This window comes from Candidatus Manganitrophus morganii, assembly GCA_021651055.1.
Taxonomy (GTDB): Bacteria; Nitrospirota; Nitrospiria; order SBBL01; family Manganitrophaceae; genus Manganitrophus; species Manganitrophus morganii.
The window spans coordinates 2,928,027-2,952,393 of record JAJHOH010000001.1; the positions used below are offsets into that span (position 1 = coordinate 2,928,027).

The 24,367-nt window shown below is 56.5% G+C and carries 26 protein-coding genes; 11 read left to right on the forward strand and 15 right to left on the reverse strand.

What is annotated here, in order from left to right; translation table 11 throughout:
- Window positions 1-13 precede the first annotated feature (13 nt).
- The 5 genes from MCM46_13530 to MCM46_13550 all read left to right on the forward strand — a co-directional run bounded on the left by MCM46_13530 (window position 14) and on the right by MCM46_13550 (window position 6,041).
- Window positions 14-1,246, forward strand: a complete 1,233-nt coding sequence (locus MCM46_13530) for a glycosyltransferase (protein MCG3112832.1) — start codon at window positions 14-16, stop codon at window positions 1,244-1,246.
- A gap of 14 nt (window positions 1,247-1,260) precedes the next feature.
- On the forward strand, window positions 1,261-1,983 hold the full coding sequence (locus MCM46_13535) for an acyltransferase (protein ID MCG3112833.1): 723 nt from the start codon (window positions 1,261-1,263) through the stop codon (window positions 1,981-1,983).
- Window positions 1,980-3,179, forward strand: coding sequence for an aminoglycoside phosphotransferase family protein (locus MCM46_13540; protein ID MCG3112834.1), 1,200 nt, complete (start codon window positions 1,980-1,982; stop codon window positions 3,177-3,179). Before MCM46_13535 ends, MCM46_13540 begins: the two co-directional genes overlap by 4 nt.
- Window positions 3,161-5,326, forward strand: a complete 2,166-nt coding sequence (locus MCM46_13545; protein ID MCG3112835.1) for a GAF domain-containing protein — start codon at window positions 3,161-3,163, stop codon at window positions 5,324-5,326. The genes MCM46_13540 and MCM46_13545 overlap by 19 nt, the downstream gene beginning before the upstream one ends.
- 61 nt (window positions 5,327-5,387) lie before the next feature.
- Window positions 5,388-6,041, forward strand: a complete 654-nt coding sequence (locus MCM46_13550) for a response regulator transcription factor (GenBank protein ID MCG3112836.1) — start codon at window positions 5,388-5,390, stop codon at window positions 6,039-6,041.
- A gap of 67 nt (window positions 6,042-6,108) precedes the next feature.
- On the opposite strand, the gene MCM46_13555 is transcribed toward MCM46_13550, so the two are convergent.
- From MCM46_13555 to MCM46_13625, 15 genes are all read right to left on the reverse strand, one after another.
- Window positions 6,109-6,471, reverse strand: coding sequence for a hypothetical protein (locus MCM46_13555; protein MCG3112837.1), 363 nt, complete (start codon window positions 6,469-6,471; stop codon window positions 6,109-6,111).
- Between the two features lie 89 nt (window positions 6,472-6,560).
- On the reverse strand, window positions 6,561-6,944 hold the full coding sequence (locus MCM46_13560) for a tetratricopeptide repeat protein (protein ID MCG3112838.1): 384 nt from the start codon (window positions 6,942-6,944) through the stop codon (window positions 6,561-6,563).
- A gap of 53 nt (window positions 6,945-6,997) precedes the next feature.
- Entirely contained in the window at window positions 6,998-7,591 is a 594-nt protein-coding gene (locus MCM46_13565; protein MCG3112839.1) for a DUF309 domain-containing protein, read from the reverse strand.
- An 18-nt stretch (window positions 7,592-7,609) separates the two neighbouring features.
- Window positions 7,610-7,993, reverse strand: coding sequence for a PilZ domain-containing protein (locus MCM46_13570; protein ID MCG3112840.1), 384 nt, complete (start codon window positions 7,991-7,993; stop codon window positions 7,610-7,612).
- Window positions 7,993-8,961 carry a dihydropteroate synthase gene (gene folP / locus MCM46_13575; GenBank protein ID MCG3112841.1) on the reverse strand — a complete coding sequence of 323 codons (969 nt, stop codon included), beginning with the start codon at window positions 8,959-8,961 and terminating at the stop codon, window positions 7,993-7,995. The genes MCM46_13570 and folP overlap by 1 nt, the downstream gene beginning before the upstream one ends.
- Window positions 8,962-8,971: 10 nt before the next feature.
- Window positions 8,972-10,780, reverse strand: a complete 1,809-nt coding sequence (gene ftsH / locus MCM46_13580; GenBank protein MCG3112842.1) for an ATP-dependent zinc metalloprotease FtsH — start codon at window positions 10,778-10,780, stop codon at window positions 8,972-8,974.
- A 160-nt stretch (window positions 10,781-10,940) separates the two neighbouring features.
- Window positions 10,941-11,483, reverse strand: a complete 543-nt coding sequence (hpt, locus tag MCM46_13585) for a hypoxanthine phosphoribosyltransferase (protein ID MCG3112843.1) — start codon at window positions 11,481-11,483, stop codon at window positions 10,941-10,943.
- On the reverse strand, window positions 11,483-12,871 hold the full coding sequence (gene tilS, locus MCM46_13590) for a tRNA lysidine(34) synthetase TilS (GenBank protein ID MCG3112844.1): 1,389 nt from the start codon (window positions 12,869-12,871) through the stop codon (window positions 11,483-11,485). Before tilS ends, hpt begins: the two co-directional genes overlap by 1 nt.
- Before the next feature lie 97 nt (window positions 12,872-12,968).
- Window positions 12,969-13,922: a bifunctional riboflavin kinase/FAD synthetase gene (locus MCM46_13595; GenBank protein ID MCG3112845.1), complete on the reverse strand. Its 954-nt coding sequence runs from the start codon at window positions 13,920-13,922 to the stop codon at window positions 12,969-12,971.
- Complete coding sequence (gene hemB / locus MCM46_13600) at window positions 13,919-14,899, reverse strand: porphobilinogen synthase (protein ID MCG3112846.1); 981 nt, start codon at window positions 14,897-14,899, stop codon at window positions 13,919-13,921. The genes MCM46_13595 and hemB overlap by 4 nt, the downstream gene beginning before the upstream one ends.
- 36 nt (window positions 14,900-14,935) lie before the next feature.
- A complete protein-coding gene (gene cobA / locus MCM46_13605) occupies window positions 14,936-16,483 on the reverse strand; it encodes a uroporphyrinogen-III C-methyltransferase (GenBank protein ID MCG3112847.1) in 1,548 nt (515 codons plus the stop codon).
- 21 nt (window positions 16,484-16,504) lie between these two features.
- Window positions 16,505-17,455 (reverse strand): hydroxymethylbilane synthase, encoded by a 951-nt coding sequence (gene hemC, locus MCM46_13610; GenBank protein ID MCG3112848.1) that lies wholly within the window; start codon window positions 17,453-17,455, stop codon window positions 16,505-16,507.
- A gap of 3 nt (window positions 17,456-17,458) precedes the next feature.
- A complete protein-coding gene (locus tag MCM46_13615; protein MCG3112849.1) occupies window positions 17,459-18,673 on the reverse strand; it encodes a hypothetical protein in 1,215 nt (404 codons plus the stop codon).
- Complete coding sequence (gene hemA, locus MCM46_13620; GenBank protein ID MCG3112850.1) at window positions 18,673-19,992, reverse strand: glutamyl-tRNA reductase; 1,320 nt, start codon at window positions 19,990-19,992, stop codon at window positions 18,673-18,675. Before hemA ends, MCM46_13615 begins: the two co-directional genes overlap by 1 nt.
- A gap of 59 nt (window positions 19,993-20,051) precedes the next feature.
- On the reverse strand, window positions 20,052-20,918 hold the full coding sequence (locus MCM46_13625; protein MCG3112851.1) for a cytochrome c biogenesis protein: 867 nt from the start codon (window positions 20,916-20,918) through the stop codon (window positions 20,052-20,054).
- A 183-nt stretch (window positions 20,919-21,101) separates the two neighbouring features.
- On the opposite strand from MCM46_13625, the gene MCM46_13630 reads away from it, so the two are divergent.
- From MCM46_13630 to rpsI, 6 genes are all read left to right on the forward strand, one after another.
- A complete protein-coding gene (locus MCM46_13630) occupies window positions 21,102-21,557 on the forward strand; it encodes a bifunctional nuclease family protein (GenBank protein ID MCG3112852.1) in 456 nt (151 codons plus the stop codon).
- A gap of 83 nt (window positions 21,558-21,640) precedes the next feature.
- A complete protein-coding gene (locus tag MCM46_13635) occupies window positions 21,641-22,171 on the forward strand; it encodes a Mov34/MPN/PAD-1 family protein (protein ID MCG3112853.1) in 531 nt (176 codons plus the stop codon).
- 30 nt (window positions 22,172-22,201) lie between these two features.
- The gene (locus tag MCM46_13640) at window positions 22,202-22,795 is read left to right on the forward strand and encodes a hypothetical protein (GenBank protein ID MCG3112854.1); all 594 of its coding nucleotides are present in this window, start codon (window positions 22,202-22,204) and stop codon (window positions 22,793-22,795) included.
- Window positions 22,796-22,865: 70 nt separating this feature from the next.
- Window positions 22,866-23,348 carry a bifunctional nuclease family protein gene (locus MCM46_13645; GenBank protein MCG3112855.1) on the forward strand — a complete coding sequence of 161 codons (483 nt, stop codon included), beginning with the start codon at window positions 22,866-22,868 and terminating at the stop codon, window positions 23,346-23,348.
- A 112-nt stretch (window positions 23,349-23,460) separates the two neighbouring features.
- Complete coding sequence (rplM, locus tag MCM46_13650) at window positions 23,461-23,913, forward strand: 50S ribosomal protein L13 (protein ID MCG3112856.1); 453 nt, start codon at window positions 23,461-23,463, stop codon at window positions 23,911-23,913.
- A gap of 2 nt (window positions 23,914-23,915) precedes the next feature.
- Window positions 23,916-24,308 (forward strand): 30S ribosomal protein S9, encoded by a 393-nt coding sequence (gene rpsI / locus MCM46_13655; GenBank protein ID MCG3112857.1) that lies wholly within the window; start codon window positions 23,916-23,918, stop codon window positions 24,306-24,308.
- Window positions 24,309-24,367: the final 59 nt, after the last annotated feature.

Consider the following 24,367-nt stretch of genomic DNA (forward strand, 5'->3'; position numbering starts at 1 on the left):
ATAGGGGGTTATCATGCTTCAGGGAAAAGAGATCATCTGTTTTGCGAACGATTGGGACGGCGATCCATTGAGCAAGAAACATATTATGAAACGGCTGGCGCAACGGAATCGCATCCTCTGGGTCAACTCGATCGGAAATCGGAGCCCCAAGATCAATAAAAAAGATCTCGGCCGGATTTTCAGGAAGGCGAACCAATTTTTCCAGGGGGTCCGCGAGGTGGAGAAGAACATCTACGTCTTCTCGCCGGTGATGATTCCCTTCTACCATTCGATGGCGTTCCGAAAGGCGAACCAGCTCCTCTTGGCCGCGATGATCCGGAGACAGCTGAAACGTCTTGGTTTCTCCAAGCCGATCACCTGGACATTTGCCCCCTCCTCCGCCGATGTGGTGGGATGGCTCGGCGAATCCCAGGTGATCTACCATTGTGTCGACGAGTTCTCCGCTTTTTCGGACGCGCCTCAAACGGCGATTCAAAAGATGGAGGAGACCCTTCTGAAAAAGTCCGATATGGTGATCGTTTCGGCAAGCACCCTCCAGGAGAGCAAACGGCGGTGGAATCCGAACACCCACCTCGTTCGCCATGGCGTCGAGTACGATCACTTCAGAAAGGCGCTCGATCCTGCAACGGCCATTCCTCCGGAACTCGCGGCCCTGCCGCGGCCGATCATCGGGTTTCATGGGCTTGTGGCCGACTGGATCGACCTCCCCCTGATCCGGAAGATGGCGATCCAATATCCCAAGTGGTCGATTGTTCTCTTGGGATCGGCCACGACCGACGTCTCGCAGATCGCCGGGTTAAAAAATGTCCATCTCCTGGGAAAGCGTCCCTACGAGAGTTTGCCCTCTTACTGCAAGGGATTCGATGCGGCGATTCTCCCCTTTGTGGTGAATCGTCTGACGCTGTATGCGAATCCTCTCAAGCTCCGGGAATATCTGGCGGCCGGCCTGCCGGTGGTCTCGACCGATCTTCCGGAGGTGCGGAGCCTCGGGGGAGACATCCGGATCGGCCGAAGCCACTCCAGTTTCATCGCGCACGTCGCCGATCTCGTTCAGAAAGAAGGGACGGGTCCTTCTCTTGCGCGTTCCAAGAGCATGGAGCAGGAGAGTTGGGATCACAAGGTGGAGCTTCTCTCGATGCTGATCGAGAAGGGGGCTTTATCCCAGGAGGGAGATCGTTCCCGCGCGTCAGTAATCGGTCCTATCAGTCATTTAGATCCGATCGGTCGTATAAGACCGATGAAGTGAGTTTGGGGGAGAACATGGGTTTACAACAGCTGGCATTGAAAATCAGGAGGAGGGAGGGGACCCTTTACAAGGGTCTCTACCAACTCGCGATTCGGATCCGGCATTTGGCCTGTCCGGTGTTCGTTCCTTTGCATCGATTTCTTTATTACGAACGGCTCTCAAGGAAGTCGGCGTGGCATTATCTCCGGCGGGTCTTCTATTGGGAGCCGCTCTTCAAGAGCATCTGTCGAGAGGTCGGACCGCGGTTCCGGCTGGTCAGCGGCATCCCCTGGGTGGAGGGATATCTCGACATCCGGATCGGGGCGGATGTGACGCTCAACGGCATCACGACGCTCGCCGGGGCGACCGTGTGGGAAAAACCGGCCCTGGAGATCGGCGATGACTCTTACATCGGTTATCAGGTGACGATCACCGTCGGCCCGCGGGTTCGGATCGGGCGGCATGTCTTGATCGCCGACCGTGTCAGCTTGATCGGATATGACGGCCATCCGCAAGATCCGGTCGAGCGGAGAAACCACCGGCCCGCGCCAAGGGAGGATGGACGGCCGATTATCATCGAGGACAATGCCTGGATCTGTTCGAACGCAACGATATTAAAAGGGGTCACCGTCGGCGAGGGGGCGATCGTCGCCGCGCACGCGGTCGTTACGTCCGATGTCCCTTCCTACGCCGTGGTGGCCGGGAATCCGGCGCGCGTGGTGAAACAGCTCTCAAGCGCCGTGAGGAGTGAGGCGTGAGGCGTAAGGAGTCAAAGCGCCAAGCGCCAATCATTTACGCCTCCCCCACGCCGGACGCCTCACGGTTTTTAGAGGGCAAGACGAACGGGGATTCCCTCGCGCGTCTACGCGCGATGGTTTTCCGGGAGCAACAGACCCGATGGGAGGCGCTCGGTTTCTCACCGGAGTGGTCGTTCACCCTCGCGCCGATCGAGGCCGAGGGAGAAAACGCCGCCAAATATCTTGCAACCTTTTTCTCAAAAGATGAAAAACCGCAGCGGAAGGTGTTTCTGAAGCAGTATCACCATCCGCAGATCGACGGTGCCGTGGTGGAGAACGAATTCTGCGGGATTCAGATCACCCATCAGGCCTTTCAATCGACCGACCGGTTCCGCGCCCCCCAGCCTTACAGCTGCCGGCTCGGCGAGAAGATCCTTTTTATGGAGTATTGTCCCTCCGCCAGTCTGAAAAAAGTGCTTTTCCGGCCGCTTCGTTTTTCGCGCCTGTTGCTTTTGAGCCGAGAGCGTGAGAGACTGCTCGAATATATGATCGAAGCGGGCCGGCTTCTGTCGCACTTTCAGCGCATCCCGGTCAGCCACCACCCGGCGGCCGGGACGGAGACGGCGGAGGGAATCGTGCTGCGTTATGAAAAGCAGCTCTTGCGCCATCTCGGCATTTGCCGGAAAGGGGGTTTTCCGGAGGATTTGATTCAACGGATCCAGTCTGCCGTGTTTCATCGGCTTGAAAGCCAATCCCCCTTTCCACCGATCGTTTTGCAACATTCCGATTTCGCCCCCTGGAATCTGATGGTGGGGGATCGGCATCTTTATTTGACCGATTTCCAAAACTTCACCCCCGGTTTTGCCTCCTTTGATCTGGCGTTCTTCTACTGCGCCCTGGACCTTCTCTACCGTTACCGAACCGTGGATGGGGCGCTTTTGTCCCGGATGCAGTCGGTTTTAGTCGATGCTTATCTCAATGGTCATGAAGAGGCCGGTTTTCTGGAGATGAAGCAACCCCTCCCTTTGTTTGAGGCTTTTCGATTGATGCACATGACCTACTTTGCGCAATCGATCTTTTGTATTCCCGCGGGCTCCTATTATCAATCACTCTATGCCGTTCCCTTCCGCCGCTTCTTGATCGAGTGGTTTCACCAGCACCTTGAGGATGAAGAGGGGAGCGCCGCAAAGTCGGTACGATGCCGGAAAGAATCTTAATCATCGATGATGAACCGCACCTCGTCATTACGCTCGAGGAGATCCTGCGGCAAGAAGGGTATGAGGTCGACTCCGCGAGAACCGGCAAAGAGGCACTGGAGAAGCTGCGCCACGCGCCCTATGACGTCGCCATCATCGATCATCATCTCCCGGACGGAAACGGACTTGCGCTCCAGAGCGAAATTGAAAAGATCCAGCCCACTCCCGCCACGGTCCTGCTGACCGGCTACGCTTCGATCGAGACCGCCATCGAGGCCCTTCGACGCGGGGTGAGCGATTATCTTTTCAAACCGGCCCATCCGGAGGAGTTGAAGCGGTCGGTGCGGCAGGCGCTGGAGCGGAAGAAGATCTCCGAGGCGGTGACCCTTCAGCGAAAAATGGAGCTGCTTTATCAGGTCGGCCGCTCCATTACCGGGGAGACCGAAATCGATGCTTTTCTGAAAAATCTGGTTGAAAAACTTTCGGAGGTCTTGGCCCTTCCCCGCTGTCTGCTCTTTCTTTTGACTGAGGAGAGCGAAGCATTGGTGCTCAAGGCGTCGAATGTTCCGGTGGAGCGGGAGGTCCGCATTCCGGTTCGCAGAGGGGCGATCTATGACCTCCTTCATGAGGGGAAAGAGGTCGTCATCGACGATGCACAGAAGGATCGACGGCTTCCTTCTTTATTGAAAAAGTTGCATCTCCGCTCGATGCTGATTGTTCCGGTCCTCCTCCGGGGGAACTTGCTCGGTGTCCTTTCGGTCGATTCGGGCGAAGCCCCTCACCGTTTTACCGAATCGGAGGTCAAGCTCGTTCGCTTCATCGCCGATCAGGCGGCGGTCGGCATTGAGAATATACGATACTGCCAGCGTGAGCGGGATAAAGCGAAAGAGTTCGGTCTTCTGGCGGAGATTGCGACGACGGGGACGGAATTGCACGAGGAGCGATCGATCCTGAGTCTGGCGATCGAGAAGGCCGTTTCGCTGATGCGGGTGGATGCCGGGACGGTTTTTCTGATCGATCCGGAGCGTTGGATCCCGACCCTTTCGGTTTCGCGCGGGCCGTCGTTGGCGCCGACCGGGAGGCCGAAGCCGCTCTCCCCGCGGGGGCTGGAAGGGATGATGGCGCTTTCTCAGAAACCGTGGGCGATTCCGAACATCGGATCGGAGAAGAAACTCCCGGCGTCGGAGCGGGGGAGGCTGAAGGGGTGGGCCTCTTATCTCGGCGTCCCGTTGGTCTATAAGGGAATGACGCGGGGAATTCTCTCCATCGCGACCCGGCAACCGCGCAGCTTCGTTCCACGCGAGGTTGCATTGATGAACTCGATCGCCCACCAGGTGGCATTGACAATCGAGAACGTGCGTCTCTACAAATTAAACCGGGCGCATCAAGAGGAGCTGCGGCAGCTCTCGCTGAAGGTCCTCTCGACGCAGGAGGACGAGCGGAGGCGGATCTCTCGGGAGCTGCACGATGCGATGGGACAGGGTCTGTTGGCGCTCAAACTTCACCTGGAGATCCTGGCCGACCAGATCCCTCCAGAAATGACCAACCAGCGAGAGGAGATCGGGGAGGCTCACGCCATTGCAACTCAGACGATTGAGGAGATCAGAAGGCTGGTCGCCGATCTGAGGCCGCTCAAGCTGGACGATCTCGGACTGGTCCCCACCCTGCGGGGGCTGATCAAAGACTTTTCCAGGAAGTTTAAGATCCGGACCACATTGAAACGGGTGAAACTTTACCGTCGGCTTCCCTCCGATATGGAGACGATGATCTATCGGATCGTTCAGGAGGCGCTGACCAATGTCGCCAAACATGCCCGGGCGACGCAGGTGTCGATCTGGCTGGAGCGGATTGAAGAGCAGGTCCGGGTCCGGGTGATCGACAACGGGGTCGGGTTTGATGCGACGACCCTGGCCCGGCGGCGCGCCCGCCGGTTTGGGCTGGTCGGGATTCAAGAGCGGGTCGACTTAATGGGGGGCGTTTTCCAGATCCTCTCCTGCAGAGGGCGGGGGACCGAGTTGCGGGTCGAGCTTCCCTTTGAACCGGCCGTCCAGAGACCGGAGTGGCTGCCTCCTCCGTCCGGGCCGGAACTTCGAAGGGAGCCGATCTCGACCAAGGCGACAAAGCGTCCCCTCTCGATCCGCAGGCCGCGGCGGCTTCCGCCCCATTGATTTCGGAGCGGGAATCTGTTTCACTGAAGGATATTTCCTAACGAAGAATGCGAGACGAAAAATGGCTAAAATAAGGGTTCTGTTGGCCGATGACCACACCTTGCTTCGGCAGGGGATGCGGCGATTGTTGGAAGCGGAAGACGACTTCGAAATTGTGGGAGAGGCCGGCGAGGGGCTGGAGACGATTCACAAGGCGGAGCAGCTTCGCCCCGACGTGGTGGTCCTAGACTATGCCATGCCGGGATTGACCGGACCGCAGGCGGCGCTTCGAATCAAGCAGATGGAGCCGAAGACCAAGCTCATTATCCTGACGATGCATGACGACGAGGAATATGTCGAAGAGGCGCTCGGCGCGGGGGCGTCGGGCTACATGCTAAAAGATTCGGCTTCCCACGAGTTGATCTCGGCGATCCGCTCGGTTTATCGGGGGGATACGTATCTCTCTCCCGGCGTCTCTAAGAAGATTGTGACCGGTTACCTTCAGCGGACGAAACGACCGGAGCCGAAGACCCCTTATGAGCAATTGACCGTTCGGGAGCGGGAAATCCTCCGGCTGCTGGCCGAGGGGCATTCCGCAAAAGAGGTTTCGCGCCTTCTTAATATTCAGCCCAAAACGGTCGACGCGCATCGATCCAACCTCATGAAGAAGCTGGGACTCCACTCCCGCACCGATCTGATTAAATACGCGATCAGGCGAAAAATCATAAAGGTGTAGGGGCGCAATTTATTGCGCCCTCCGGGGTGGGCGTAATGAATCACGCCTCTACAAAAAATAGATTCCTTCATCGCCCCGCGTGATCGAAGAACAGTCCTAATACGCGGATGCGGGCGGGATGGCGCTCATCGGGGAGGATCTGGAATGGTTGATCTCCGAAAAAGGGGACGGCCATCGCCTGGACCACCTCGAGGGCCGGCTGTCCTTCTTTTCCGGTAATATGAAGCTGATACTGGCCGGACGCATCCTCCCGATCGACTGCGAGAAAAAAAGCGATATCGACCCCGCAGACGACGGCGCGATGGCAATCGGCCGGACGCGCGCCGTCCCAACAGGGGGTGCTCTCGGCCGTTTTTTTCAACGATGCGATTTTCTGGTGATCTTCCGGGGTGAAGTGAAGTGTCCCCTTTCGTGCAGACGAATTCTTCAAAAGTCCTCCAAAAGCGAGTGTCGAGTGACGGGTGACGAAGGTCGGGAGCGATCTCTCGCTGACACCCGACCCTCGACCCACCTTTAGACTTACATTCCCAAATGTTTCTTCAGGTTTTCGTTTTCGGCGATCTTCGGGTTGCTTCCCCCGAACTCCTTTGCTTTCTTGAACGACTCCGTCGCTCCGGCGTGATCTCCTTTTCCATCCAGCGCGATGGCCAGGTTGAAATGGGCTTCGGCGAAATCGGGTTGCATCCCGAGTGCCTCTTGAAAGAGCGGGGCGGCCACGTCGTAGTGGCCCTGAACAAGATGGTCAACTCCCTCGTTGTTCTTGGCCGCCGCATCTTTGTTGCTGATGCTGGCCGGTGAGGTGATGGCGGGGATCTGCGCGCTCGAACCGCCTCCCCCTCCCGAACCGTAACAACCGGCGAGCGCCAATAGTACAAATACGATTGAAAGGGATTTCATCTTCATGTTGCACCTCCTGGGTTAATGGATGGGGGTGAGACGACTTCGAATACTATAGGTCAATCTGGTGCCGAATTCAAGTGAGGCTCCCGAGAAGAATGCGGGTCCGCCAATTGGATCGTAGGGGTGCCTGGCCCCAACAGTGGGAGCTTCCCCTGTTCCATCGGGCGGAGGTAATCGTCCATCTCACTCTGAAGCCGAGCCACATCGATCCCCATCCAGCGTTGATCCCGAAAGGGGTTGAGTTGCTCCGATGCGGCGCGCCAGAGTTTTTGGGAAGAGGAAGCCTCCCGCATGTGAAGTTTAAGGAGCGAGGCGGCGAGATTGATCAATCCCTGAATCAATCGGGCCGGATCGGTCCGGGGAGGATGGCTTTTCCAGAGCGTTTCCCAGACTTCGTGTGCTTCCCAAAAGTAGAACCGGTTAAAGAGATCGACGCCGCGCAGGTAGGCCTCGATCTTCTTCCACTGGTCCGGTGTCCAGAAAGGATGAACCTGGGTGCGGACGGCGCGACGGCTGTGCCCGCTCGGGTCGCGGATTGGGTGGGGGAGGAGGCCTGGGACGAATCGGTACGCCGGGAGCGCCCGTTCCTTGGCATACCAGGGAAAGGTCTCCATGCGAGGGGGATCGGGAATGGGAGAGAGTACCGGCATGTCTGTCGGGTCGATCCGTTAGCTCTGGATTTTCTCTTTCATCCAGTGAGAGAGGTGGACATACCGCTTCAGCGTCAGGCCGTCCTGGTCCGAAATTTGGGTGATCAGCAGGCCGTGGCGGTAACAGCCGTCCTGGCTCGTTTGGCTGTCGACCCGGACGACTTTGGCCTCCAGGGGAATCGTCTGCCAGTTCGAGAAGGGAAAGAGGGTCTTGGGAAGATAGAGCTTCACCTGAAGCGGCGTTCCCATCGAAAGGGCCTCTTCAAGAAGGAGCATGAAGCCGGCCTCGCCGATGCCCATTGCGCGGGCCCGCTGGAAGTGCTGATTGGATAAGGCATACTCCACCGGGAAAGTGACCCCTTCCAGACGGGACGATTTTCTTTTGTCGGGACTGTTTTCCATTATCGATTCCCTTTCTCCCTGCGGATCGCCTCCGCAACACGGACAACCCGTGCGAGGGGTTTGATATCATGGACCCGGATAATCCGCGCTCCTTGGAAGACGGCGATCGCGGCGGCGGCGGCGGTTCCTTCCAGCCGTTCCGAGGGAGGAAGGTCGAGAATCCGTCCGATGAACGATTTACGCGAGGGACCGACCAGCAAGGGGGCCCCGAGATCGGCGAAATCACCGAGGCGATGGAGAATTTTCAGATTGTGATTGGCGGTCTTCCCGAATCCGATGCCGGGATCGACGGCGATCCGGTTTCTTGGAATCCGGTGAGCGACGGCCGCGTCGATCCGCTCGTTTAAGAACCGGCGGATCTCTCCGATCAGATCGAGATAGCGGGGACGGCGCTGCATTGTATCTGGTGTTCCGTTTGTATGCATGATGACGAGACCGGTTTTTCCCCTTGCGGCCACGGACAACATATGGGGGTCGCGCATGAAACCGCTGACATCGTTGATAATCGAAGCCCCCGCCTCGATTGCCCGCCGCGCCACCTCCGACTTGGTCGTATCGACTGAGATCGGGATCGCAAGTTGTTTTGCCAGCCGCTCTACGACCGGAACCACACGGCGGGCCTCTTCTTCGACTGAAACCGGGGTTGCGCCGGGCCGGGTCGATTCCCCTCCGATGTCGATCAGGTCGGCTCCTTCCCCTTCCATCCGAAGCGCTTGTTCGACCGCTTGATCCGAATTAAAAAACTGTCCGCCGTCCGAAAAGGAATCTGGGGTGATATTCAAAACGGCCATGATCAACGGCCGCCGGGCGTAATTCAGCCGATACGAGCCGCAGCGCCAGATACCCGCCTGTTTTTTGGATCGGGACGGGCGGCGATGATTGAGAACAGACCCTTTTTGCGGGGAAGAAACGAAGAACCCGTCTCTCCCCTTCGTTTTAGGAGATGAGACGGGTTCTTCGTTCGACATGTTTTAACCGTTAGGCTGGAGAGGGAGAAATCGACGACTGAAGGATCCGATCGATTTCCGGTGCATCCAACGACTCTTTCTCCAGGAGGGCCTCGGCCAACGCTTTGAGCGCCTTCATATTGTTCGTGATCAAGGTTTTGGCCCGTTCGTAGTTTTCCGTGACCAAGCGTCTGACTTCGTTATCGATCTCAATCGCGGTATACTCCGAATAGTCGCGATGTTGGTTGATCTCGCGTCCCAAGAAGATCTCCTGCTCTTTCTTCCCGAAGGTCAGCGGACCCATCTTCTCGCTCATGCCCCACTCGCAGACCATCTTCCGGGCCAGGTCGGTCGCCTTCTCGATGTCATTTCCAGCGCCGGTAGTGCAATTGTTGAGCACCAGCTCCTCTGCGACCCGTCCGCCCATCATGATGGCGATGGTGTTGTAGAGATATTCTTTATGATAGTTGTGCCGATCGTCGGTCGGCAGCTGCATGGTGACCCCCAAGGCCCGACCGCGCGGGATGATGGTGACCTTATGGATCGGGTCAGTCCCCGGCAACAGCTTGGCGATCAAGGTATGACCCGCCTCATGCACCGCCGTGATCCGTTTCTCCTCTTCGGAGATGACCATGCTTCGACGCTCGACTCCCATTAATACCTTATCTTTGGCCGCTTCGAAATCGTTCATCTCGACCGTCTTTTTCCCTCTCCGGGCAGCCAAGAGCGCCGCCTCGTTGACGAGATTCTCAAGATCTGCTCCGGCAAATCCGGGCGTTCCCCGGGCGATGATTTCCAGCCCCACATCGGGAGAGATGGGGATTTTCTTCGTGTGGACTTTCAGAATTTCAACCCGTCCCTTAAGGTCGGGTCGTCCGACGACGATCTGACGGTCAAACCGTCCGGGACGGAGAAGCGCCGGATCGAGCACGTCGGGCCGGTTGGTGGCGGCAATTAAGATGACCCCTTCCGTGGTTTCGAAACCGTCCATCTCGACCAGAAGTTGGTTGAGGGTCTGCTCCCGCTCGTCATGACCGCCGCCCAATCCGGCGCCGCGATGACGTCCGACGGCGTCAATCTCATCAATAAAGATGATACAGGGGGCGTGTTTCTTTCCCTGTTCGAAGAGATCGCGGACCCGCGAGGCGCCGACACCGACGAACATTTCAACGAAATCGGAGCCGGAGATCGAGAAGAAGGGAACCCCTGCCTCGCCGGCGATCGCCTTGGCAAGCAGGGTTTTTCCCGTTCCGGGAGGTCCCACGACCAGGACCCCTTTCGGAATGCGGCCGCCGAGCTTCTGGAATTTGGGAGGGTCTTTCAGGAATTCAATGATCTCTTCCACCTCTCCTTTCGCCTCATCGATCCCGGCGACATCGGAGAAGGTGATCTTTTTTCGGTCTTCAGAAAGAAGGCGCGCGCGGCTCTTTCCAAAGGAGAGGGCTTTGTTCCCGCCGACCTGCATCTGGCGCATGAAGAAGATCCAGAGACCGACAAAGAGGATAAACGGACCCCATGTCATCAAGAAGGTCATGTACCAAGGGGGCTCTTCGGGAGGCTTGGCGGTGATCCGGACGTTTTTCTCCCGGAGATTTTTAACAAGATCGGGATAGGCGGCGGAGTAGGTTTTAAATTTGGTTCCGTCCTTCAGGATTCCCGAAATGTAGTTGTCCTTGATCGTCACCTCGGAGACTTCGCCCTTTTCCGTCTTCGCCATGAAATCGGAGAAAATGATTTCATCCTCAATCGGCCGTGAAGAGGTATTGAAGAGGTTGTAGAGCAGGATCATAAAGAGGGCCACCACGATCCAGGGGGCTAAGTTCTTGAAACGAGGGTTCATTTAATCCTCCTAAAAATCAAAAAAATATTGCTCCACATTCTAACACAGTTTTTTGGCGGTGACAATCAATTCTGCAAAGGTGGAATTGTCGAGAAAGCGCCTCCATACAATTCACAATTCGTGGAGCAAAGAGATCGTTTCAGCCGACTGGGCCGATCTTTCATGCATCTTCTTGGACATTTTCCAAGACGGCAATATAGGGGAGGTTCCTGTACTTGTTCTCATAATCGAGCCCATATCCGACGACATATTTGTTGGGGATGGTAAAGCCGACATAATCGATGGTGACTTCCGTTTTCCGGCGTTGCGGCTTATCGAGCAGGGTACAGAATCGGAGCGAGTTCGGCTTTCGGGCCATGAGTTTTTTCTTAAGAAAGGTCAGCGTCAGTCCGGAATCGACGATATCTTCGACTACAAGGACATCTTTTCCCTTTAGATTTTGTGTGGTATCCGAAATAACCTTGACCGCCCCGCTGCTTTTTTTCTTTTCACCATAACTTGAAACGACCAGGAAATCAACATGGAGCGGAAGGGGGACGGCCCGCGCCAAGTCGGAAAAAAAGACGAAGGCCCCCTTTAGAACACCGATCATCAGAAGGTCTTTTTCCTGATAATCTTGGGCAATGCGCAAGCCGAGTTCCTGGATCCGCTTTCGCATCTCCTCTTGGGTGATCATCGGCTTTCCAAAAATCCGTCCTTCCATCAGGGGCCCTCAGGGAGTGGCTTCACGCCCGGCAGAGAAGCGGGTCGATCCAGCGCGTGCGCCTCCACGATCAATACCTCTTTTGATTTTTCCGTCGCCCGAAACCGGTCGTCGATCCGCAAGCCGACGACCCACAAGATTCCCTCCGGACAGGTCAGGAGGGGAATTGAGGCCCTTTGTGATTTTGGAACCTTTGCATCAACAAACAGATCTTGAAGTTTCTTATGTTTGCCCCCCATACCGGTCGGAACGAAGTAATCTCCCGCCCGCCAGCGGCGAAGGGTCAAAGGATTGGAAATTCTATCAAAATCGAAAGAAGCGGCGCAAGTGGAAAAAGCGGGCCGGTTTTCTCGGTTCCGATGGAGCGAAACGCTCAGGCGCAAGCCCCACTCCGGAAGGTCGATCGGGTCAGGGGAAGGAAAGAGAATCGTCTCCAGTCGCGCGGATTGAAAAGACCCCGCCCGTTCCTCTTTCAAAGGGTTTTTTCGGAGAACGAGTTCTGTATATCCCTTCTCGACCCAAAGATGATGAGGAAGCGGATAGCGCTTCCCGGTCCGGCCGGCGAGGGCTTTCAACAAAACGGTTTCGATATGATGAAAACCGATTCCCTTCAGACCGGGATGGAGTTGGTCGAGCCCCCACCGGACGATTCGGCGTTGAAGGGCGGGGTGAAGCGACCGGAGGCGTTCGAGATCGAAAGAGACCGACGTCTTCTTTTTTTCGACGCCGAGGTGCGGGATCATCTCCTCTGTGTAGCGGGTCAAGAAATCATTCTCTTCCTGCAGCAGTTCCGATTCCCTATAGAACGCCTCCTTCACTTTCGGATTGTATTCCTCGAGAAGGGGAAGAAGCCGATGGCGGACGCGGTTCCGGAGATAGATTTCCTGCTCATTGGAGGGATCTTCGATGAACGGGATCTGCTCCCGCGATAACTCATCGACGATCTGCTTCCGCGAAATGGACAGCAAAGGGCGAATGATCATGCCGTCGCGCATCCGGGGGATCGCGCCGAGCCCTTGCGGTCCGGCCCCCCGAAGCAAGCGCATCAGAAAAGTCTCGGCCTGATCGTCGGCCGTATGGCCCAAGGCGATCCATCGGGCGCCGGTGGCTCCCGCGACCTCTTTTAGAAAGGCATAGCGGACTTCACGGGCCCCTTCCTGTTTTGAGAGATGCCGCTCTTTGCAAATGCGCGGGACCGGGAGGGAAGAAAGGGTGGCCGGAACTCCCCATTGGTCGCAGAGCCGCTGGACGAAAGCAGCCTCTTGCGCCGCCTCCGGTCGAAAACCATGATTTAAGTGGGCCACATGTAGAGTGAACTGATGGCGGGAGGAAAGTTGCCGGAGAAGATGAAGCAGGCAGACCGAATCGGCCCCGCCGGAAACGCCCACAACGATCTTGTCTCCAGGTTGGCGGGGAAATTGCCGGAAGTGCTGGGTAAAGATTTTAAGAATCGATCGATTCCTGCGGGCTGAGAGCATCTCCACGTTACGCGGGTGTGGCCCCCTTCTCTTTCAGGACCGCCCGTGCCTGTTCGCTGTCCTTGTTCATCTGCTGGGTCAGCGCCTCGGTCGACTCGAATTTTTGGTCACCCCGAATCCAGTCGACGAAGGTGACGAGCAGACGCTTGCCGTAGATATCTTCATTGAAGTCGAAGATATGGACCTCCATCCGGTTTTCATGTTCTCCAAAGGTCGGCCGCGATCCGATGTAGACAATGCCATCGAGGGTGACATACCCTTCCGCCTTGAGGGTGGCCACCCGGACGGCGTAGACCCCCTCCTTCGGCACCAGTTCATTGGGGAGCCGGAAGTTGGCGGTTGGGAAGCCGAGTTTCTTTCCCATTCCATCCCCCTGGAGGACTTTCCCTTCCATCGTATAATACCGCCCCATCATTCGCGCGGCCAGGTAGACGTTTCCCTCTTTCATCAGCTCACGGATTTTAGTGGAGCTGACGGGGATGCCGTCGACGGTCACCGGATCTTTCACCACCACTTCGAATCCGAGCTCTTTACCGAATCGGATCAGATCCTCCACCTTTCCTGCGCGATCTTTCCCGAATTGAAAGTTGCGGCCGACCACTACCTCTTTCGCGCCGATTTTGTTGTGCAGATAGGTCTTGGCGAAATCATAGGGGCTCAACTGGGCGAAGTTTTTGTTGAATTCGGCGCTGAAGGCGACATCGATCCCGGTCGCCTCGATCTGCCGCATCTTCACCTGAAAGGTGCTCAACAGTCGAAGGTCCCGCTCCGGATGCAACACCTTCACGGGATGCGGCTCAAAAGTCAGGATGACCGAGGTTCCCTCTTTTTCCTGGGCCCGCTGGATCGCCTCCGCCAAAATCGCCTGGTGTCCCAAATGAAGTCCGTCGAAGTTGCCGATGGCAACCACCGGATAGGCCTCGATCGGTTTAATGTTGGCCGAGCCGATAAACATTCTCATCTCTTTTCCCCCGAAATGTGCGCCATTTCTTTTGCAAAATAAGTTAAAATCATATCCGCGCCGGCCCGCCGGATCGAGAGGAGCGATTCAATCATGGCGCGCGTCTCGTCGATCCATCCCTTCTGGGCCGCCGCCTTGATCATCGAGAACTCTCCGCTGACTTGATAGGCCGCCACCGGAACATTGAAAGTATCCTTCACTTCCCGAATAATATCAAGGTAAGGAAGGGCCGGCTTTACCATCACGATATCGGCCCCTTCTTCGATATCGAGCGCCACCTCCCGGATCGCCTCGCGCCGATTGGCCGCATCCATCTGATAGCTCTTCCGATCTCCGAACTGGGGGGCCGACTGGGCCGCATCCCGAAAAGGGGCGTAGAAGCAGGAGGCATATTTGGCGGCGTAAGAAAGGATCGGGATCTCGGTCTGCCCGTTTTCATCCAACGTCTTCCGAAGAATCCGGACCCGTCCATCCATCATGTCTGACGGGGCGATCATGTCGGCTCCGGCCTCCGCGTGTGCCAGCGCCATCTTGGAGAGGATCTCCAGCGTCTCGTCGTTGAGGATTTTCCCCTCCTTGACCACGCCGCAATGTCCGTGGGAGGTGTATTCATCGATGCAGACATCGGTGATGACGAGGAGATCGGGCGTTTTCTCCTTGATCGCCCGGATCGCCTGCGGGACCACGCCGCGCGGGTCGCAGGCGGCCGATCCGTAGTCGTCTTTCGTCTTCGGGATGCCGAAGAGAATCACCGCCGGAATGCCCAGCCGGGCCGCCTCCGTCGTTTCCTTAAGAAGCTCGGGGATCGACAGGCGATACTGCCCCGGCATCGACGCGATCTCGCTCTTCCCCTTCTTTTCCTGGGTGACAAAAAGAGGGTAAATCAGGTGGCCGGCCGAAAGCTCGGTCTCGCGGACCATTCGGCGCAATGCTTCACTTGCCCGAAGCCGCCTCGGCCGGTGCGTTGGAAATCCCATAAGAACTCCTAAAGGCTTGTCATTTTCTGTTCCAATTTACTCTTTTTTCCCGAAATAGTCCACAATCGATTCGGCCAGAGCGGAAAGGGTATACTCGCCCGGAATGATATCGACCTTCAATCCGAACTCCCGCGCCGTCTCCGCCGTGATCGGCCCGATGCAGGCGACGGCGCTCCCGGTCAGCCATGATTGCCGCTGCGGGCCGAGGATCTCCATGAAATTGCGAAGGGTGGACGAGCTGGCGAAGGTGATCAGATCGACACCCTTAGCACGAAGAATGGTCTCCAGGATCGCGGGATCAGGCGTAGGCCGGACCGACTGGTACACCGGAACGACATCGACCTTCCCCCCCTTTTTCTGAATCTCCTCCGGCAGGATCTCTCGTGCCTCTAGGGCACGGGGGATGAGAAAGCGCTTTCCGGCAATCCCCCGTCCTTCCAGCGCTTGAAGCACCCCTTCGGCTTTAAATTCGGACGGAACCAGATCAACCTGCAGGCCCCACGCCTCCACCTCCTCCGCCGTTCGCGGGCCGATGGCGCAGAGCGAAATTCCTTTTAATAGCCGGAGATCTTTTCGAAGGGTCGCGAGCCGTTTTCGGAACGATTGCACCCCATTGACCGAGGTGAAAATGAGCCAATGGTAATGTTCGATCCGTTCGATGGCGGCATCCGCTTCGACCCAGCTTGGCGGCGGCGCGATCTCAAGGGTTGGAAAGGAGACCGCCTCCGCCCCATAAGAAGAAAGAAGATCGATGAACTCCGGCGCCTGTTCTTTGGCGCGGGTGACGATGATCCGTTTTCCAAAAAGCGGTTTTGATTCGAACCAATTGAGCCGGTTTCGAAGCGAGACCACTTCGCCGATCACCATCACCACCGGCGGCTTCATCCCCTCGGCGGCGACTTTTTCGACGATATCCTCGAGCCGGCCGGTCAAGGTCTTCTGAAAGGGGTGGGTCCCCCACCGGATCAGGGCGATCGGCGTCTTCGGGTCTTTCCCATGCCGGACCAGCTCCGAGACGATTCCGGCGAGGTTCCCCATTCCCATCAGGAAGACGAGGGTGTCGGGTCCGCCGGCGAGCTTGGCCCAGTCGACGAGACTTCCCTCTTTGGCGGGATCCTCGTGGCCGGTGACGAAAGCAACGGTGGACGCTTTGTCGCGGTGGGTCAGCGGAATGCCGGCATAGGTCGGAACGCTAATGGCGGAAGTGACGCCGGGGACCACTTCAAACGGAATTCCCGCCGCAACCAACGCTTCCGCCTCTTCTCCACCTCGACCGAAGATAAAAGGGTCTCCCCCTTTCAGCCGAACGACCGATTTTCCGGCCTTCGCTGCCGCAATCATCAGGTGATCGATATGCTCTTGATGAAGGGAGCTTCGCGAGCCCCCTTTTTTCCCGACGTAGACCTTCTCCGCCCCCTCTTTTGCGAATTCGAGCAGCTTCGGGTTGGCGAGGTAATCGTAGATGATGACATCCGCCTCGGCCAGCAGCTCTTTGCCGCGGAGGGTGATCAGCTTTGGGTCGCCCGGGCCTGCGCCGACCAGGTAGACGGTTCCGGTCTTTTTGTTGGAGGGATGTTGTCCCACGTTGTTTCCCAATCGATTGTGTCAGGGTGTTCCGGGCGCCGGCGGTCTTCCCCCTTCATAAACCGCTTTGAGGATTTTATCCGCACCCTTGGACAGGAGCGATTCGGCGACCTGCGCCCCCAGCCGGGCCGCCTCGGAAATCGGCGCCCGTTGCCGCTCCCGGAGAACCTCCCGTCCGTCCAGCGTGGCGACCCGTCCTTCGAGGGTGATCTCTTCCCCAGAGAGGGTGGCATAACCTGCAATCGGGACCTGACAGCCCCCCTCCAACCGGATCAAGAGGGCCCGCTCGGCGGTGACCGTGCAGGCGGTTTCCGGATCGTTCAAAAAAGCGATCTGTTGATTGACCTCCCGGTCCTCTCGTCGGCACTCGATTCCCAACGCCCCCTGTCCGATCGCCGGAAGGCTGATCTCGGTTGAGAGATACTCCGTGATCCGATCGTTCCATCCCATCCGGTGAAGACCGGCGGCGGCGAGGATGATCGCTTCGAACTCCCCCTCGGCCACTTTGCGCAGGCGGGTGTCGAGATTCCCGCGGAGCATGGCGAAGTCGAGATCGGAGCGATAGGCCCAGAGCTGCGCCTGGCGTCGAAGAGAACTGGTCCCGATCTTCGCCCCGGAGGGGAGGTCGGCCAAGCGAAGCCCCCGATGACTGATCAAGGCGTCCCGCGGGTCTTCCCGTTTGGGGATGGCTGCCAGGTGGAGCGGCTCGGGGAGTTCGCTCGGAACGTCCTTCATGCTGTGGACGGCCAGATCGATTTCGTTTCGCAGGAGCGCCTCCTCGATCTCTTTGACGAAGAGTCCCTTCCCCCCCACTTTGGCGAGGGGGACGTCGAGGATTTTATCGCCGGTGGTTTTGATCTTTACGATCTCGACCTGAAATCCCTTCTGCTCGAGCTGGCTTTTCACCCAATTCGCCTGCCAGAGCGCCAACTGGCTCCCGCGGCTCCCGATTTTTAAAACGCTCTTCGCCATTGTCTAATTCATTCTCCCCTGCATTCTCGGTATCCACTCATCGACCCCCCCCTTTTCTCCCAGCCAGAGGTGCCGGTCGGCATCGATGGCGATCGCATAAACATGTTCGTTCGTCAGCCCCTCGCGGGGGGTGAGGTTCATCCACTGCCGGCCGTCGAAGCGGGAGACGCCGTGGTTGGTCCCGAACCAGATCGCTCCGTCGGCCGGATCGACCGTGATCGCGTAAACGATGTTGCCGGCGAGACCGTCATCCGTTGTGTAGTTCTTCCAGGTCGCGCCGTCGAAACGGGCGGCGCCCCCTCCCCACGTCCCGAACCATTTGTTCCCGTCGCGGTCGATTGCCATCGAGAAGACATAATTTTCATTGTAGGTTTCGTTGCCGCCCGGATCGAGGATCGAGAGGTCGTGCCGGTGTTTGTAGTCATCCATCTCCGATTTGGAGAGGGTGCCGAAACCGGTGTTCTCGCTCCGGGTCAGTCCCAGCTTATTCGGCGCCCCGAGACCGTCCTCGTGCCGCCAGCTCTTCCAATTTCCTTGCGGGTCGAGGCGGCTGACCCCTCCCTCCGTGCCGAACCAGACCGACTGGTCCCGATCGATCGCCAGCGCATAGACCCATCGGTCGGCCAAACCGTCTTCGGTGTTGTAATTTTTGAACGTGGTTCCATCAAACCGGCTGACCCCGTTCCAGGTGGCGATCCAGGTCGTCCCGTCCGCGGCGAAGTCGATTCCGTAGACCCAGAAGTCGGCGAGGCCGTCGGAGGGAAGGTAGGTCTTCCAATCTTTCCCGTCAAAGCGGCTGATCCCCCCATTATTGGTTCCGAACCAGTGAACCCCTCTCGGGTCTTTCTTCATCGTGAAGATATAGGGGCTCTTCAATCCATCCGCCATCGTGTAGGTTCCAAGGGCTTCTCCTGTGCGTCGAGCGACCTTGATGATCCCTTCGGAGGTCCCGACCCAGAGAAAGTCACCGTCCGCCATAAGCGAGCGGACGTAACTTCCTTCACCGGTGCTGAAACTCCCCGTCAAAAGGTAGGGGCCGCCCCTTCCATGCGGCGGGACTCCCGGAGGAAACGACGGAGCGACTTTCCGCTCTTCCGTAACAGGGGCCGCCTGCGGAAGAGTCGGTTTTGGGTTGACCTGATTGGGATCGCGTCGACAGCTGATAAGGGAGAGAATCAGAAAGGCCAGCAACAGGGGAAGTCCGATGCCCCGGTTCATTACAACGGTTCCTCGGGGGGGACCTTCTTCTCCTCATCGAGCTTGGAGAGGACCTCCTCGAGATGGAAGAGCCTTCGGGTCGCCTCCAGAATCATGTTGCCATTGGTCGAGTGGGCCTCTTCCTTCAACACGGTCAGAGGGCTGTGGAGGAGCTTGTTGACGATCGAGCTGGTGAGGCTCTCCAGCATCTCTCGTTGGGCCGGGGTCAACGGTCCGAGCTTTCCGACGATTTTTTCGATCTCCGCTTTGCGGATCTCTTCGGCCCGATCTCTTAAGGCGACGATCATCGGAACGGCATCGAGCGACTTGAACCAGCGGGAGAAGCGCTCGATCTCCTCGTCGATGATCTGATCCGCCTTGAGCGCTTCCTGCTCCCGGGCGCGAAGATTGGTCTCCACCGCCAGCTGCAGATCGTCGATATCGTAGAGAAAGACGTTGTCGAGTTTGTTGATCGCCGGGTCGATGTTCCTCGGCACGGAGATATCGATGAAGAAGATCGGCCGGTTCTGGCGGATGGCGATCACCTTCGAGACCTCTTCAACCCCGATTAAGTAGTGCGGGGCGCCGGTGGAACAGAGAACAATATCCGATTCGGCCATTTGCGCCACGAAATCTTCGAACTTCACCGGGACGCCGTTGAACTCTTTCGCCAGCTCCAGCGAGCGCTCGTAGCTCCGGTTTGCGATGGCGACCGACTGGACGCCGTTGCCGACGAAGTGGCGCGCCGCCAGCTCGGCCATCTCGCCGGCCCCGAGCAGAAGGGCCGATTTTCGGTCGAGCTTTCCGAAAATTTTTCTCGCCAGCTCGACCGCCGCGAAGCTGATGGAGACGGCATTCTCGGCGATCTTCGTTTCGGTCCGGACCCGTTTCGCCACCGAGATCGCCTTTTTGAAAACCTTGTTCAGAACGACCCCGGTAGTCTTATGGAGGATCGCTTGATCGAACGCATCTTTGATCTGGCCCAAGATTTGAGGCTCTCCGATGATCATCGAATCGAGGCTGGAGGCGACGCGGAAGAGGTGGCGAAGACCGTCCCCGGCGGCATACATGTAGAGGCAAGGGGTGAGGACGTCGGGCGAAATGCCCGGCTGGTAATGGATTAGGAAATTTTTGATCGCTTCGAAACCCTTCGTTGTCTCCTTGACCATGGCGCAGACTTCCACCCGATTACAGGTGGATAAGATCAAACCTTCCTCGATGACGGGATTCGACTTCAGTCGATAGAGAGCCTCTCCGATCTGTTTTTCGGAGATCGAAAAGCGCTCCCGAATTTCAACCGGCGCGGTGCGATGGTTGAGACCGACGATCACGATATTCATGACGTTTTCTTCCGTTGCGCCATCTTCAAAACATCAGACCCAAAGCGATCAGAGGCGGTTTAAGCCAGGGTGACGAAAATAAAAACGACCCCCACAAAGCCGATGATGGCGAGGTGGGCCGCTTTCTTCGCCCTCCATCCAATCGTAATCCGGCCATGGAGGACCATCAAGTAAAAAAGCCAGGTTCCCAAAGAAAGCGCCTGTTTTGGATTGTTCTGGATCCAAAACGAACCGATCGAATACTGCGCCCAGAGCGCTCCCGAAATAATGCCGAGGGTCAGAAGCGGAAATCCGAGCAGGATGGCTTTCTTGTTCCACTCGTCGAGCAGATCGAGGGAGGGGAGCTTATAATAAAGCGGACTGAATTGTTTCGATTTTAGGAAACTTTCCTGGAGAAGATACATAATTCCGGCAATGAATGCAATCGCGAAGGCGACGATGCCGAGCAGGGAGAGGGTTGTATGGATGCCGAACCAGATGGTCTTCAGCGTCGGGTCGAGGGTGCGGATTTCATCCGGAAGGGCCGCCGCCGAGACCAGGGAGAGAAAGGCGAGCGGGAGAATAAAAGATCCGAGGATGTCAATTCCGTAACGGAACTCCACCAGGAAAAAAGCGAGCACGATCGCCCAGGAAAAAAAAGAGATGGCTTCATGGAGGTTGGTAAAGGGGATATACCCGGCTTCTCTGATTTGGGCGACCAGGGCAAGGGTGTGGAAGATAAATCCGGCGCCGGTCACCACGACGGCTAGCTTTTGACTCCAAGAGGAATCGGCAAACGATCCGGTCGACGAATCGGTTTCCGAGTTTCCGAAAATCGGTTTTTTGGGGAGGCGTTCTCCCTTCCGACCCCAGAGGTTAAGCAAGAAAAAGGTGGTGCCGAGGAAATAAAAAAGGAGGGTGACTTTAAAAAATAAAACATTTAGCATCGAAATCAGATTCGCTTTAAGGGTGACACATTATAGCCGTTGGTCAAAAGGGTGTCAAGCTTAATTCCAAGAGAGAACAAGGGTTTGTGGGGCCGATCGATCGGGGTTGTTCGTTGACAAAGAATCGGTGAAAGTGATAGATTTAAAATAAATCTTTCGGTAATGATGGGAAGGACATCAATCATGTTGGTCCAGATGAAGGTGCGGGGTCTCATGTTTGACCCCTATAATAATGCCTATATTATTATTCTTCGAGACGAAGAGAATACCGAAGTCTTGCCGATTTGGGTCGGAAAGCCGGAGGCCAACGCCATCAGCCTGGCGCTGGAAGGGGTGTTTACCCCCCGACCGATGACCCACGACCTCATCAAAAACGTCTTGGATTCCCTCGATGCGAAGGTCATTAGTATCGTTGTAACCGATCTAAAAGACAACACCTATTTTTCGAAAATTCATCTCATGTACGGCGATTCTGAATTCACCATCGACTCCCGGCCCAGCGATGCTATTGCCCTGGCGCTTCGCGTCGACGCCCCGATCTTTGCGACCGAAGGGGTCATCAAAAAGCAGAGCTCCGAGGAATTGGACCGCTGGCTGGAGAATCTCCGGCCTGAAGATTTCGGGAAGTACGACACCTAAGCGGGCGGCATCGATCTCCTATCAAAATCAAATTGATGATCGTATAAAGAGTGGTATGATGATCAGCGGAAGAGGGGGGAAAGGTGCAGGTCTATCTCAACGAAAATGTCTTCATCGGTTTAATCCTCTCTGCCGTGGAAGTGTACAAGAAAGAATGCTTCGGTCTCCTCTTGGGTTATCGTAACCCCGATAAGTTCATTGTCGAGCATGCGATCCCCTATCAAAGTGTCAAGCGGGGCCATAGCTGGACGGAGCTGCGGCCTGAAAAGTGGCGGATCATTACGGAGGTCCTGAAGAATTTTCCGAAATTGGATGTCATCGGGGACTTTCATTCTCATACAATGTACCGCGATATCCGGGCGCATGTTACCCTTAGCTCGGAGGATATTCAATATATGGCCGATGATGATCTTCAGATCGTCATCGCAATCAACGAGAACAAGCGGTCGCGGTCAAGACTTTTCCAGTTCGATCATACGGTCTCGGGCTCGCTCGATAAATATCAGTTTAAGATTGCAGCTTATTATTTCGAAAACGGCCGCAAGAATGGGAACAACCGTCCCAGACTCGCGGAAATATCGGGCCCTCTCTCTACAAGAATAGAGCGGTTATAAAGGAGGCATCGGCTGAAGAATCCTCTCATCATGAAACGGACATCCCTCTTTTTTATTTTTGGTCTTTTATTTTTCGGGTGCGTCGGCATCGACGACCTCTCCCGGGAGGACTACCGTAGAGGGGTTCTCTATACCAGTAATCTTTCAACGGAAACGATCGCCGTCATGCCGATGATCGGACGGGGGGCGAACCGCGACTATACGAAAACGGCGGAGAAGATCTTCTTCCGGGCGCTGACCGAAATGCGGCAGCAAACACAGTTGATTTCTCCCGAAGAGGGGCGAAACAAAATCGAAGCGAATCAACTCGGTCCGCTGCTGGAACGGCTGAAGAAGGAGACATCGTTTAAAAAGGTGGCCGAGGAAAAAGATGTCGCCGAGCTGAAGAAAGTCTTCGGGACGCGCTTTCTCCTGCAGACCGAACTACAGCAGGTAGAGGTGATTGAAGGGGCGACACACGTTCGCCTCCAAGGCCGGTTGTGGGACATCGAAATGGGCGATATCATCTGGGAGGGAACGGGGGAGTCGAGAGGGTATCTCTTCCTCTTCTTTCCGCGTGTTCCGGCCAGTTTCGAAAAAGCGGCGGAGGTCGCAAGCCGAGGCCTCATTAAGCGGCTGCCGTAAGCGATCATTCGGAAGGCGCCGGGTTGGCGATGTCGATGAACAAAGAACTCAGGAAGGCAGGGAGTCAGAGATGAATATCCCACTAAAAGTGCACGCGGTGGTCTCCGATCCGAATACGGAAGCACAGATCGTCATCTTAAAGGATGAACAGAATGTGGAGCTTCTTCCGATTTGGGTTGGGACGACCGAAGGAAACGCGATCCGATTTGCCCTGGAAGGGATCGTCCCGCAGCGTCCTCTCACACATGATCTTCTGCGAGACCTGTTGACCCATCTGGGCATTCAGATGGAAAAGATCGTCATTCATGATCTCAACAACAATACCTATTTCGCGACCCTTTATCTGGTGCATCGGCGGACATTGGAGCAAGAAGGAATAGGGGCCGGAGAGTTTACGATCGATGCCCGACCGAGCGACGCCATTGCGTTGGCGCTTCGCACCGGGGTTCCGATCTATGTCACCGAAGAGGTGCTACGAAAGAAGTCTTCGGAGAACCTGGACGAGTGGCTTGAGCGGCTTAAACCGAAAGATTTCGGCTCCTACAATGCGTGAAGGGACCCAACGGGTCGTCCCCAATACCCCCCGTTTCAATCTTTCCCCTTGACAAAAGACCGATCATTGTATAAAAATACACTACTTTACAGCGTTTAAATGAAGGATAAAGATGAAAACAACGGCAGTGAAAGAGTCCGATATTCAGAGAAAGTGGTTCGTCGTTGATGCGAACGGCAAGGTCTTGGGACGCATGGCGACGCAAGTCGCGGCAGTTCTTCGTGGAAAGCATAAGCCGGTTTTTACCCCCAACCAGGACCTCGGAGATCATGTGGTCGTCATCAACGCGGCGAAGGTTGTTTTGACCGCCGGCAAAGCGGTCAAAAAGAAATACTATCACCACAGCGGTTATATGCGAGGAGGACTGAAGGAGACGAATGCGGAGAAGATGCTGCGGGAGAAGCCGGAACGGCTTGTCACCTACGCGATTGCCGGAATGCTCCCGAAGACCAAGCTTGGCAAGGCGATGGCGAAGAAATTGAAAGTCTATGCCGGGCCCGACCATCCGCATCAGGCGCAGCAACCACAAGCTTTTGCAGTAAAAGAAAAAGAAAGGGGTTCATGATCATGGCGGCAACCCGTTATTTTGCCACAGGAAAGAGAAAAAACGCCGTCGCGCGGGTTTATTTAGAGCCGGGAGAGGGGAAGATCTTGGTGAACGGCAGGCCGTCGGATGAGTATTTCCCCCGCCAAGCCTGGAAGTATCTCCTCATCCAGCCCTTCCAATTGACGGAGACGGTCGGACGATACAACGCTGTTGCCACTGTTCATGGCGGCGGACTGACCGGCCAGGCCGGCGCGCTCCGTCACGGCATCTCCAAGGCCCTCTTGGAAGCGATCCCCCAATCACGGACCGCTTTAAAGAAAGAAGGATTGCTCACCCGCGATCCCAGGGTCAAAGAGAGAAAGAAGTATGGGCAAAAAGGAGCGCGCAAGCGGTTCCAATACTCCAAGCGGTAAAAGTTCTTTTCACCTCGCACGTGATCGGGAAGGTCGAAAGACCTTCCCTTTTTTTTAAG